This is a genomic window from Paenibacillus oryzae, assembly GCF_001675045.1.
GTDB lineage: Bacteria > Bacillota > Bacilli > Paenibacillales > Paenibacillaceae > Pristimantibacillus > Pristimantibacillus oryzae.
The window spans coordinates 23981-37868 of the sequence record NZ_LYPA01000031.1 but is presented as its reverse complement, the minus strand read 5'-3'; the positions used below and the strand labels follow the sequence as shown (position 1 = coordinate 37868).

Here is a 13888-nt window from a genome sequence, read left to right as displayed (position 1 = left end):
TGTTTAGATTAACCGCCACCCCGCAGGCGGCACGGTTTTACGGCGTAATTTCAATACCTTCCTCATCCACAGTATTTACGTACAATCCGATTCCCGCCGGCCGGTATTGAGTGCCTGGCTTTTTGGTGAATGGCGAAATACCCTCAACCAAGAAATAACGAAATACATCATATTCATTCGGACACAGCTCCTTGCGAACCCGCAGTTTATTGGCGTTGAACGACAACGCGGAAAGCGCAATGGTATCCTTAAGCGATCCGCGCACGCCCTCCTCCGGATGGATTAAATAAACCTTGGAGGTGTGCACCTTTTGGCTGTATCGGGAAGGGTTGAAGGAATATTTGTACAAGGGATTTTCAGCCCCGTTCCAAGCTCTCGGATAGTCCTTTCCGTTTTTACTGCGCTCCGGCGGAATGGCATTGGCAGGGGCATTCCACGACAAGTAATACGCCTGGTAACGGGAGCCGAGCTTGGAACGGCTCATCATGACGCTATCCAATCCATTTGCGGGATATTTGGGATAACTCTTCAATAATGGAAGGATGCTTGGAAGCCTGGTTGTATTATCGAAATCGTAGTTTTCGATAGATGAAAGAGATGTCCCCGGCGGAACAGAGCCAACAAACATCGCATAGGCTTCATCGCCTTCCTCAATGGGATCAATTTTGCCAAAATAAAGAGGGATCGAAGGAACCAGATTGCCTTCGGGCGCCGGCACATTATCTGCCTGAATGATGAGGAACAGGTTAGTTGGAGTCATATGCCCTTTGATAGACAACTCCGAGTCGTACCACCAGTTGGTAAACTGAGCCGGGGCGGACAAACCTGACGAATAGTAGTTATCCAGCAGCTTTGTCCGCAGTCCTGCCGTCATGATTGGAGACTGCATGCGATCTAGGTGGGCAAGTGTAACGGTATATACGCCAGTAGTTTGCGCGTCGGTTTTCCACTCGGCCTTTTCAACCTCAATATCCAAAGCCGCCCTAAGCTGAGCATCCGCTTCACTGCCTTCCCACATGAGTACGATATCAGGGTTATTTTCCACTAAGCCGGAGGTCTGCTCAATCATGTACATATAGAGAGTGTGCGGCGCGCGATAGCTTCTGAACTCGTTGGTCGCCCAATCCGCAAACTCCTGCGCAGTAATAACTTTAGGATCTTTATTGATAGCCCGCATCGCGCCAATTGTCATTTCCCATGTGCCCGCGATGGCAACGCCGAACATTTTGCCTTCAGCATTTTTGTAAATAAAGTGTTCTGCCACTGTGTTGCGGACAACCGATGTATTTACGTTTACCGCGCTTGGCTTAGTCCACCTGGCGTCATAAACAACTTTTTTGACATTGGCGGCTACAGTCCAATTCTGCGTTGCCAGCAATTGACCTAATCTTCCTTGCAGATCCGCTTCATTCACCTTCGGGCTGAATGAAGCGGGTGTCGTATCGATAAATGCCATTTTTTCGTGCACCCCTTTTAGGATTATTTTCGGGCTTCCCCGCCCTAGACGGGACAGTTAACCAAGTATTGCCACGACGTACCGGCTCCCGCGCTGGAAGACATAATTACTTTAATCTGGGTCACGCCGCCGACGGGGCTATAATGAAACCTTAGAGAACCCTTGTTCTGAACCTCTCCGTTTGTACTCGCCAGAAGCTGTCCCTGATAATAAACATCCATTTGATCAGCAACGCCGTACATATCGTAGGTAATCACAACATTCCCCGCCTTATTCCCCATTTCATGATCTTTTTCGGTACGGGCGCCGCCCCCTGAATTATTGGCCAAGCCGCATTGCAGCGTATTGGGTGGCGGTGGCGGTGGAGGTGGCGGTGGAGGTACGGGCTTGGCCGTAACCGTCACGATGGCAGTGGCGGCTCCTGTCTGTCCGAGCTCATTCCAAACCGTAAACTTCACCCTATACGTCCCCGTGTTTTTGAACGTATAAGCGGCTTTGTCTACATCGTAGCTGCCCTTGTTGACGCTGTTTTCAACCTCCCACTTGTAATTGGTGATAGGTGAATGCCGGCTGTACGTTGAGGTGAATAAGATGGTGTTATCCTCCTCGATTACAGAGCCTGCCGGATGAATGTACACAACCAGCGGCGGCGGCTCGGGAGGAGCCGGCGGAATTGCCGGGAGCGTGTAACCAGCTTTTAGGATGGCGATTGCTGCCGGACGATATGCCGTAGACGGCCTCTTCGTAAGCGGAGATATCCCTTCCACCAAATAGTAGGAATAAACTTCATACTTGTTTTCAGCATCGCAGTAGTTTTTGACTGCTTTTAGCTCGTCGCCATTCATTATAGTTAAAGGGGAGGTCAAAATAACGTTGCGGAGCGTACCGAAGGTGCCGTCTTCAGGATGGATCACCAGAGCTCGGGAGGAATGAGCCTTGCCGCTGTATCGCGATGGATTAAATTGATAGTTATGCTGCTTGTTCAAGAAATTTTTCCAAGCCCGCGGATGCTTGCGGCCTCCAGAATCCTCCCTGTCCGGCGGCATGGCATTGGGCGGGGTATTCCAGGACAAATAATGCGCCTGATACCTCGAGCCGTACTTATTTCGCTTAACCATAACAGAGTCTACCCCATTGCTCGGATAATGCGGGTAGTCCTTCATAATCGGAAACAGCGTCTCCTGTCGAATAGACGCATCGTCATAGTCAAACTCTGCCGATCTTTTTAAGGCTTGAACTAGATCCGCTCCATTTCTATTGAATGCAGTGCCAGCGAATAAAGCTGCGGGTTCGCCAGCGGTATCCTTGTTCGTCTGAATGTGGACTTCCACCCACATTCGCGCTGCAACCGGCGCGTACCCGTTAACAGAATCCCCGCTGACGGCTTCGATAGTAACCGAGTTTTTGCCTTGTATATCCGTCAAGGGAAATTGACCAAAATATTGCGCGTCATCCTTGCTGCCTGTTGGCTTCGCGGATGATGCAGTGCTGAATCTGCCAATCTCCTGACCTGCGATTTTTAATACAATTTGATTCTCCGGTGAGCTGCCTGCCGTGTCGCCCATCAGCCATACGTTAAGAAAAGATCCCTCATTAATCATTGGCTTATTTGAAATGATTGTAGAAGCTTTTGTAGTCCTTCCCGTAAAGTCAAAAGTGACATCCCTTCTGACGGTTTCATCCGGTGCAGAGACGGCATCAAAATCTCCCATGTACAGAGGAATAGCTGGAACGGCATTGGAGTCCCATATGGGAGCAGTATCAGCGCAGATAATCAACATCGCCGATTTGCCGTCGATAAACCCTTTGACCAGCACCTTACTGTCATTCCACCAGTTGCTATACTTCACGTCGATTCCGGCAAACTTCTCAATATGCTCCAGCTGCGGAATGCGCGTACACGCAGAAACGATGGGAGATTGAAAGATTTGCGGGAACTTGTCTGTCAGTCTTGATTGCAGGGCACTGGTGTATTCGTCCAACTCCCACATACTTGTCTGTACTTCCACATCCAGCGATAGACGTTTTAACTCGGCTGTATTATCCCAGCCTACGAGTTGAATGCCATTTCCTATCCATTTCTCAAGCTGGTAAAAATAAATGGTATGACGCTCGTACAAGTTCTCAGCCGCGGCTTTCTGAATCGCCCACGAGAACATTCCGCTATCCTGCGGGGCCATATTAGTCCCGTACTGGGAATCTTCGCTATAGATTGCAAAAGGGACTTTGCATCCCGTAGCCCCTACTCTTTCTGATACTTTGGCCGCCATCGCCATACCGAAGATATGACCTGAAATATTTTTTACAATGATGTGCTTGGCCACATAAAAGTCAAATGTCTCGTCAGCCTGAATTGCGCTATAATAGATAGCAACTTGGCCGGACACGCCGGATTCAAAAGTGATTGTGGTTGTGCCATCCGAATTCCTGACTTGCGTGTAATAGGAAGTTGGCGCAATTTTACCGTCCAAATAGATGTAGAAATCATCGTTCAACGCTTTTGGTATGTCGATCTCCGAATTGGCCAGCGGCAGATAGAACCTCCTTACGGCCGGTTTTGTCAGCTTGTTATGATAAGTCACCTTGGTAAACTCGGCGACTTTCGTCCAACCATTATGGATAAAAAATCCGGCCAGCCCCTCCAGCAAATGCTCCTCGTTAAGCATGGTTTCCAGCCAAGGCGTCGGTTGATAGGAGTTATCCTCCATAGTTTCACCCCCTTCTATTTAAGAGTCTGATAGTTGGCCCATACATACTTCGGTTTTCCGCCTTCATTGAAAAACTCAAAATGAAGCTGCGTCCCTTTTTTGCACGGGATAATGGCCGTCAGGTACATGCCTTCCGGCAAATCCTTCGTGTAGATGTTTTTGCATACAAGCTTGTCCCCTACATACAAATTCCAATAGTCTCGCGCCTCATAGAAAGAAACCCCGACTGCCACAGATATAAGCTCGCAATCTTCTTCAATGTTTAACCTGTGTTCAGCTTTACCGGCCGTTAAGGATTCTATCATTATCCCTTCAATAAAAGGCGCGGTTTTGGTGGGCATAAAGGGCGGGTCCAGCCTGCCCCCCACCAAGTAGCTTGCAAAGTTAGCCGCATTCGACATCATTACACCGTCCTAACATAGTCGAGCACCAAATTTTTGAATAATCCATTCTCTCTGATGATAGTCCCTCTTACCGATCTAAAAGATGCGATATCCGTCTCCTCCGCCATCTCGGTATTAATCCGCGGCGGAGGGGTCAATTCAATCAGAAAACCGTCGACGAGGTTCTGCTCATCACGGTTTAACGTCAATACCTCCAACATTCCATTGTCGTAGGTATAGATAAAAGAGGTGACCAGCGTTTCATGGCCGGCCAGTTCTCTACGGACCTCGACATTGATCACATTTGCCTCTGCTGATGTATTGGCCAGACTAATGGTATCCTGGCTGCCGGTGTACAAACCCGCTTTTTGCATCTCTCTGCGTACCAAATCCAGGATGGGGTATATTTCATTGGAGTTGACAAAATTTCGGTTGTCCATGCAATTCACCTCGCCTTCTAAAGCATTATAAGAAAAGGCAGGAAACAATTAGCGTCATTGACGTAACTGTTCCTGCCTTTTCCATTCCCCAGCACGCCCTACCCTGCAGTCGATAGGGTTTGCCAAGTTAATTCCAGATAATTAAGGATACCTTGATGGTTGCCGACGATTCTGTTCCCTTTGACAAGATAATAATTGGCCGTAAAGGTTTTTGCGTCAAACACATAGACGGAATCGAGCAGCTCAATTAAAGGATTGCCCTTTACCACAACATTTTTAGTTCTAGCCTGACGCTTGTAATCGAAGAAAATTTTGTTGGCAATATCCTGCTTCAGGCCGCGCATCGAAGAACCGTCCTTTTCTTCGATCCAGTTTAGCTGGGCGCCCGCCGTCCGTATATTCCCTTTCGTGGCCATAATCAGCGATCTGTCAAAAAAGTGCTCTGCCAAACCTGAATTCCCTGATATAACCAAATGATTTCTGACTCTTGAATAATCGGTTGAAGAAGTTACCTCCATCACATTTTCGCTGTCCATGAACTCCCATTTCATACCTGTCACCATGGACCAGTCGGGAGCATTCAAAAAATTCATTTTTTCCATTCGGAAAGTGCCGTACCTGTCACAATACACTCTGTATGGAATATCGTTAATCAACGACTGGATGGCGTCCGATGCGCGCGTTCCCAGCGGGAAAGTTACATTGGCGACAAACGGATTCTGCCAGCCGCCTACCTCCATAATGCTCTCCTCACTGACGGCTTCCAGCTCACCAGTCTCTTCGTTGAACTTCATAAACGTGTTTTGCCCCTTATTAACATCCGTATACACGGTATCCTCGATCACATAGTCGGGATTGGCAAAATCCTCCGCATGCACCTTCCATGTTGACAGACCCGAAGCCACCACAATATCCTCCACAATACTGGATTTAATCCACGAAAATGCACCGGCGTCACCGGCATACGAATCAGCGGGAGGATAATGCATAGGCTTGTAAAAAACAAATTCCTCGAGCATGTCAAACCTGTCCACGCAGCTGAAGGAGATCGTTCCCTCGCTGGAATTTTCCGTGATTTCCCCTTTTATCATTCCGGTAAAAATACGGACAACCTCCTCTCCGTACCCTGCATAAATCCGGATTGGCGTATATTCGCTAATCACGTGGCGCAGTTCGCCCTCCTCGTAGTAGGACAGCGGAGATCGATCGCCCCCGAAAGAGTCGGGAAACTCCGGCTTTCGCTCCCAAGTCGGAGAATAGATGCCGGACGAATTATCAAGGGTAATACGCGCCGTTGCGGATGACGAGTCTAGATGGTTGCTGACCTCCCAGTTCAGCACGTCCCTATCAATGGTATACATATCCTCATACACAAACTCCCCAACCTCATACCACTTTTCTTTGTAATTGTCAGCGATATGAGTGGCGAACTGTTCCACGGCGTAATCCCTGCTTGCATAGTTAACGCTATCCAGGAAAATCGTCCCAGCCGTCACCGCGAACAAAATACGGCTTGTATAAGGGTAGTGAAAGCTCGCTCCGCGAATACCCGTATTTACCCACGCCCCGCCAACCTTTGCATATACGTCAATGTCGGTTTCATCATGGCAAACAACTGTGTATTCCACAAAATCATCATTGTTGCGGATCTGATAGCTGCCGCCGCCGGATGTGTAGACCTCGTCATCCTTGATATTGAGCAGAAATCCTCTCTTCCCGTCGCCAATGACCAGTTTGCCGTTTGTTCCCTCAGAGACCTTTAAACTGAAGTTGATCGTAAAAGGGAACTTTTTTATTTTTCCCAGACGCTCTATGCCCGCTTCGCCGCCAACAGTAGAAATTTCTTGGTAGTCCCCCTTATCCTTTTGAACCACGGTCCCATAGGGAGTCCATCTGTTTGCGCTGCTCATATTGTCTTCAAAGTCCCATAGCTGCCTGGTTTCAACGGTCTCAACATCAAATTCCTTTGCCTTCAGCCATAGAAGGCCAAACTTGCCGACGGAAGAATTAGAGGAGTTGGCAAAGGTAATTTCCACTTTGTTGCGGCCTTTCGGCATAGGGAGTGAGGGGGGATACGCCAAACCATGTTTTGCGTCGAGGCCGCTGATTCTGGTCAGTTCATAATCATTGACCTTCACAATAACAACATCGTCCATTCCAAGATCCGCATAATAGGCCCAGCCCAGATTTCCAGGCTTAAACCAGTCATGCTCAAATACCAAAGACTTGACTTGGCCCGCTCCTGGTGTCCCGTTAAACCCAAAAACGTTGACCTGCTTCTTGTCATCGATAACAAGGTATTGCTCGACACCCGTCTGAGCCGTAAACTTCGTAGTGTCAATCGTTGTTTTTTTCGAGGAAAAATCCTTAAAGTAGGTTTGCTTGGCCGTCGTTTTGTTGTACTTGTATGTTATGATTTCCTTATCAATTGCGATGTCTCCTGAAGAGTCCTCTGTACGCGTCTTACCGTCGCCCCAAGACTTAACCCGTATTTCAACCTGACGTCTGCCAAACTCAAGCGCTTTTGCATTAGTTTCCATTAAAATATCAATTCGTCGGCCCTTAATGTCCCCGCCCTTATCATCGGCCAAATATTCTCCCCAGCTAATACCGTCCACAATGAGCTCAACCTTGCTTTTAAGGGGGATAATGGAAGGGTCTACCGCAATGATCCTCCAGTCATTCCATGTCTTCACATTTGTTCCTCCGGCCGTAATACCGCTGCATCCCGGACATCCAGCGATGTAAGCCGTAGCTTCCATGTTATAGGAAACATAACCGCCTGCAGCGTCCAGCGCTATCCCGCCGCCATCACTGACTATACTCCCGTCAGTTGTTTTACTGGGCGCCTGAATGCTTTTTCGGCCTCGCAAAAACGGCTCCGGGTTCAGATCACTGCCATTCAACCTGACCTCAAAGTGGAGATGCGTGCCATCCCCGCCGCCTCGGGAAATCGACCTACCGCTATTGCCTCCGGCCCCAAGCAGCCCCCCCGCAACGATCCGCTCTCCTTTGCTGACTGCAATCCGGTTAAGATGTGCATAACGAGTCTGCCAGCCGTTTCCGTGATCTACATATACCACCTTCCCGTAACTTCCGTTGGACTGCGCATAGGTCACCGTCCCGGCCCATATCGCGTATACCGGGTCGTTCATGGCAAGATCCAGATCAATGCCGGCATGCTTCTTGCGGGAGCATCTGGGATCCGAATCATGCCAATCCGTAATTCTCATGCCTTCGATATGAAGCTGATCATTCTTTCTACCGTTCATTGTAGAACTGGATCTGATCGGCATCGACATCTCCGCATTGCGAAGACCGGTAGGCGCAGCAATATACGATCCATCCACATAATCCGTCAGCTTCTCGACATCGTCGATAGACAAGAGGTCGCTCACTACACTATCGTAGACGTACTGAACAGCGTCGTATTTTTTACGAAAGCCCCTTACGTACGACATTTTATCTAGTTCAACTATCACTTTGGGCTCATTGCCCAACGCATTCACACGTTCCATTATTCCTTGAAGGAGCCGACCCGAGGGATCGTTTGCGTTTGATACATAAGCCATATCAGATCACCTGCCTTATCTGTATTTCTCCGTAATCCACTCAATGAATCTGTTCAGGAATACAACGCACTCCGCCCGCGTGATACAGGACTCCGGCTCGAACGAATCATTCGCGTAAAGGGGAAACACATAGTTACCGTCGCCATATTTCTCCTCGAGCAGCGTAAGAACATCATTCTTGTACCATTGCGCTTCTATCGCCGCCTTATCCTTAATATAGCGGCTTGCGGTTGTCTTATAGGCAAAGGGTTTATCCGTATAACGGTTATGAAGATTCATCCATATTCGGCTAAGCAGGCCAAAGAAATCGCCGCGGCGAATTCGAACATCCCCAAAAAAACGGTCGTTATAAGTTACGCTGCCGGACTCAACGATGACGGTTTCGGTTGTGTGCCGATTTCTTCCTCCGATAATCGCGTTATAACCGATTACAGCGGGAAATCCGTTATATAGATAGGGAAGATAAATCTCTCCGTTATGAATGACAAATTTGTCTCTTTTAAAACCAACAGCATCCCTAATGACAATCGCCGCATCCGCTCCCGCCTTGACGTCGACGATCATGCGCTTTAGCTTTACGCCAAGAACTGTGCAGGTCTCCGGAGGGTTGCCCAGACTAAATTTATAGGCCGTTTTGTGCTTCAGAGTGGCATGCGGCAGCCTGTAGTTTCCTGTTCCGTTATAGGGCGCATTCACGCATCCGATATCCTTTCGGTCTGGAATGCCATAGGATACGCATACAACCTCTATGCCTTCCGACAACGGGTTAGTCATTGTCACCTTGCCATCTTCAACTTTTTCAGGCAAAACCTCTATCCCGTTCACCATAACAAACAGCGGATTGCTGCTATGATAAGTATAATCGGGGACCAAAAACTCCTTTTGCCCGCTCACGGTGACGAATCTCTTAACCACTCTTCCATATCCTGGCTTGAACACATTGTAGGTCATCCCGTTAATAACATCGAAGTCTGCGCTCCCATCGGTTTTCAGGCGCGTCGCTTCAAGCGTATCCCGGTAATACCAATCCAGAGGATCAACATCAATCCATCGTTTCACATTCAGTACCCCCTCAGCAGTTTATCTGCAAACCTGTAGGTTCTCATTAAAAAAGTAATCGTCTCCGCACGGGTTGCAGCCTCATCCGGTCGAAAATAAGCCACACTCTCCCCGTCTCCCTCCCAATTTGTGGCGACAAGGCCTCTTTTCTGCATATCTTCAATATGCGTTTTTGCCCAATGAGCGTCCGTGTCAATAAACTCCGTCTTATACCGGTACTCGAATTCTTGTTTTCTGACGAGGTTCATGCCAATCGTGACAAGATATTTTGTTTCCATCTCCGCCGTCTGGACATCGGGTTCGCCGGATACAATCCCCGTATAAATTGTGCCTTTTTCATCGTAATATTTGTGCTGAGAGCCAATGTATTGCAGCCATTCGGCATACTCTTTTTTGGAGTAAAACAAGAGGGTCAGCGTAGCCATATAATGAGAAGTGCCGTTCTGAACAAGCCCTGCAGATGCAGCCAAGGTTTGGTTAACCTGGGTTTTGAGAACAGGCGTAGGCGGTTTGTACTCCCGAATCAGCCTTGCCTTAACCTCTGTGAACCGAATGCCGTTATCGTAGAATAATTTTTTCTTATAGACCGAGTCCTCCGACAAAAGCGGATTTTGTTGTGTCATTATCCTGCCTCCCTATAGAAATACTCCCCGTCTCATTATAAGGCGGGGAGCCGAATCCCTAACTCCGGTAGTTGTGAGGGTTCATGGCTTGTTGGCTGCGCAGCCCTCCTACACGGCCCACCGATAAACCCTGTCCTATGGATTGTCCGACCTGCTGTAGCTGACTGGCTGTCATGCCGTTGGTGACATTAGGCAGCGTGATATTCACCGTAACATCGCCCGTTCCTATTGTGGTTGTATTATGCGTGTTCCCTTGCGTCAGGTACTCGTATCGGCTCATCGCTTTAACCCCTTCAGGCAAATTGAACGTCCCGGACGAATTCTTCATTTCATCCAGTATTCCTAACTGGGCTTGCAGCGATTGCTTTTGCAAATTTCGAATTTCCGAATTAATTCTGGTGGTTTCTTCTGCCCCGGCCGTAGGCAGTGTTGCCTGCAGTTCCTTGATGACTTGCGCAATTTCGGATACTTCAGCTTTGGCGTTTGCAATCCTTCTATTGCGCATAATAGGCGATGAACCATCTGGATTTCCGGATCGAAGTCTAAGAGCCAGGAGATCATTTTCTCTGTCAGAGCTATTCTCTTGAATTCTTGTGGACCCTAATCCGATGGCGGCAAGATTGTACTCCTTCACTTTGGCCTGCTCGCTGGCAATACTGTTCTGCAGCTGCAAAACTTGCAGGGCCTGATCCTCCGAGAGATCTCCGATCGCTTCAATGGCCTTTAAATTGTTTAGTTCAACCTTCATAGAAGCAACTTTGCCAAGAGCAATTTTTTTCATGGTTTCGAGGAAGCCTCTGGACTCTGTGTCCATCCGGTAGGCCGCCGCCAGTTCCTTCGCTTGAGCCATCAGGTCTAGCTTGAACAAGTTTTTGTCCACTCTTTTCACCTGATTCTGGTAGGATTCCTGAAGGCTACTCCACTCCTCCTGGAGAATGCTTGCTTCTCCCTGCGCAACGACATTTTCCCGATTCGAGGTCAGATTATTTACCGTGTTTTGCGCATTGACATATTCTTGCGACCCCGGGGTTGCCCCCAGCATCATTTCTTTTGCATTGGCAATGTATCTGTCGATAATCGCAAGTTCGTCATCCATTACCTGACGAATGGAGGCTGCTTGTTTTTTACGCATTTCAATATACTCACTGGAATCCGTTCTCATCCCCCCTAGAAGGGCACGAAGCGTTGAAAGCTGATTATTGTCCCTAGCCTCTTTCACTTTATCTGCAACTCGAGCCGTGAGAGTATCGGAACTAAACGAAGGATAATTGATTTCGCCTTCCTGATACTTCTTCTCGTATTTTTCCTTGGCCATTTTTTTGAGTTTTTCTTCATCCGCGTAATTAAATTGGGCATCTTCGTATTGCTTGTTCATGGCCTCTTGCCGTATATTGAGAGTTTGCTGATGGCGACCTGATTCTCTTGACCATTCAAATACAGCTTGTTCGTATGGGATGTTGTTGTTGTTAAGATACTCAACAAGCTCTCTTCCTGATGATAGATTTGCTCCCCGGGCATTATACATTTTGATCATGCCATGAAAGGCCTCTTTTATATCATCATACCCTGTTTGTGTCGCATCGCTTCCAAGTGACTTGTTAATCCAGCTTATTGTATTGTCATAAAGCAGACTAAAAGCACTTCCATAGGCGGGAATACTATTAAGACCATTCTCTCCTACAACTTTAAGTGTATTGGCAATAGACAGCTTATCCTTATCAAGCTTATCAGCCACTGCCCATTGGCGTTGAGACTCTGTAGAATCGGCCTCCCAAGACATTGTTTTTTCTACTTCAGCAATCAATGGAGCAGCAATACGCTCCATGACCATTAGTCCGAGTTCTAAGGCCATACCTTGAAACGACCCCTTTGCCCCTTTGCCTAACTCTGCAATACTTTTAAAAATGTCGCTAACTCCACTTTTTGTATTGTCTGTTTGTGATGCCTGAGCTTTCATGCTGCTCACCGTTCCAGATAACTCTTTTAATACAGAAGAAGCATTTTGAGACGACTCTGTGACTTGACCTTGGCTGTTTTCATTCATTGAGCCGTAAAGTGACAGAGCATAGTTGCCAAGAGGTAAGCCACTAACCGTGCTCCTATTGGATCGGATATCATTCCCGGCTTTTCCGGCCCCCCACTTAATCCTCTCCATCATCATCATGCCAATCATAGTGTTAGATAAGATATCGCCCAGTAATACAAATAAACGGCCATTTTTGTAAACATTATCAGCCATGTTCATAAGCGCGTAGGTCACTTTATTAATGGCAGGAGTTAATTCTTGCAGAAGCGAATCAAAAGAAATTGTAACGCTTTGTTTTGCACGATTGGAACTTACCAGAGGACCCTGAAGAGATGCTTGATTCATTTGACCATATTCTTGTTTTCCAGAATTGGCGTTTGCTTTGCCAGCTTTGACTAATGTGTTTATAGCTTCGTGCATAGCGGCAGCGCTTGCTGAGCTACCTGTTTGGATGGACATTCCGGCCATCACAATAGCTTTTTCAGGAGCACCTTTAAAATCCGTCACTGAAGCGTCTGACTGACTAATAGCATTGATCAACTGCTCTATGCTGATATTGGTCAGCTTGGATACGGCTGCAAGCGGTTTGACAATCTTTTCATCGATGTCTGCCATTTCCAGATCAAACAGCCCCTGTGTACTTTCAAGGTCTTTGGCAATCGTAAGTAAGCTGCTTCCGGGATCAATTGCTTGCAGTTGAGCTGTCAGTTGGAGCAACTTCTTTATTTCTGCCACATCGCCCAGGAACCCGGAGCCGATACCGCCTACCTGATAAAGCTCGTTGTAATCTGTCCCGTAGAATAATGCCTGCTGTCTGATAAACGACTGGATTTCCGATATCGCACTCGACACTTTTGTCATGTCAGGAGCTGCTAGCGGGTTGCCGCTAGAATCCTTATTGTAGGAATCCTTCTTCATCAGATTTTGGGTCATTTTTAATTGCTCAGTCTGAACATTCTTAAAGGTTTTTATCGCTTCTTGTATCATCATGGGTATATCAATCGGACTCCCGGTCAATACGCGCCTGAAGGTATTGATCATTGCACCCGACAAATCCACTCCGCCCCTCTGGGCCGAAGAAGACGATTGAATGTCATTACTGCCTCCTTCGGGTACAGCGTAACTGTTGCCCCTCCCTTGACGATAAGATTTATGATCAAGGAATTGAAGCTCAGCACCTTCGAGCTCTCGAAGAATAGATTGAATTTGAATATCGACCCCATCACGAAGTTTATTAATTAGTGCATAATTAATCCTGTCTATTTGGTTGATGAGATGCTGTTTCAGCTTAGGATCGGCTGCTCCATTGCTTGAAACGGAGTTGACTCGATTGACAAGAGATCCCGTCTCCTGCCCGAGGCGCATCATATTCTCTATTGATCTTTTAAACTCTGAAATGATATCAGCGCGGATGTTATCCACGATGTTCACCACCTTATAAAATAAACTCCCGCCCCTCCGAGCGGAGCAGACAGGAGTCGTTATAATAGTTGAGCCAGGAAATTCATATCGTCGGCATCGGCTACCTTGTATCCGTCCACGTGCGAATCAGGAGATTCAACTTCTTTGCCAGGAGCTCCTTCCGAAGAATTGGTTTCTCCAAGAAGGCCGCCAAGCGACA

Annotated in this window: 8 protein-coding genes; all 8 read right to left on the bottom strand. The window is 47.6% G+C overall.

Going from position 1 to position 13888, the window contains the following annotated elements:
- Nucleotides 1-37: 37 nt before the first annotated feature.
- Complete coding sequence (locus A7K91_RS04440; protein WP_068680078.1) at nt 38-1456, bottom strand: hypothetical protein; 1419 nt, start codon at nt 1454-1456, stop codon at nt 38-40.
- Between the two features lie 44 nt (nt 1457-1500).
- The gene (locus tag A7K91_RS04435; protein WP_068680076.1) at nt 1501-4164 is read right to left on the bottom strand and encodes a PKD domain-containing protein; all 2664 of its coding nucleotides are present in this window, start codon (nt 4162-4164) and stop codon (nt 1501-1503) included.
- 14 nt (nt 4165-4178) lie between these two features.
- Complete coding sequence (locus tag A7K91_RS04430) at nt 4179-4565, bottom strand: Low copy number virion structural protein (RefSeq protein WP_068680074.1); 387 nt, start codon at nt 4563-4565, stop codon at nt 4179-4181.
- A gap of 2 nt (nt 4566-4567) precedes the next feature.
- Nucleotides 4568-4987: a hypothetical protein gene (locus A7K91_RS04425; RefSeq protein ID WP_068680072.1), complete on the bottom strand. Its 420-nt coding sequence runs from the start codon at nt 4985-4987 to the stop codon at nt 4568-4570.
- A 98-nt stretch (nt 4988-5085) separates the two neighbouring features.
- Nucleotides 5086-8559, bottom strand: coding sequence for a peptidoglycan DD-metalloendopeptidase family protein (locus A7K91_RS04420; RefSeq protein ID WP_068680070.1), 3474 nt, complete (start codon nt 8557-8559; stop codon nt 5086-5088).
- Between the two features lie 15 nt (nt 8560-8574).
- Nucleotides 8575-9618, bottom strand: coding sequence for a hypothetical protein (locus A7K91_RS04415; RefSeq protein WP_068680068.1), 1044 nt, complete (start codon nt 9616-9618; stop codon nt 8575-8577).
- A 2-nt stretch (nt 9619-9620) separates the two neighbouring features.
- Nucleotides 9621-10241, bottom strand: a complete 621-nt coding sequence (locus A7K91_RS04410; RefSeq protein ID WP_068680065.1) for an S-layer homology domain-containing protein — start codon at nt 10239-10241, stop codon at nt 9621-9623.
- A gap of 58 nt (nt 10242-10299) precedes the next feature.
- Complete coding sequence (locus A7K91_RS04405) at nt 10300-13689, bottom strand: hypothetical protein (RefSeq protein ID WP_156739319.1); 3390 nt, start codon at nt 13687-13689, stop codon at nt 10300-10302.
- Nucleotides 13690-13888: the final 199 nt, after the last annotated feature.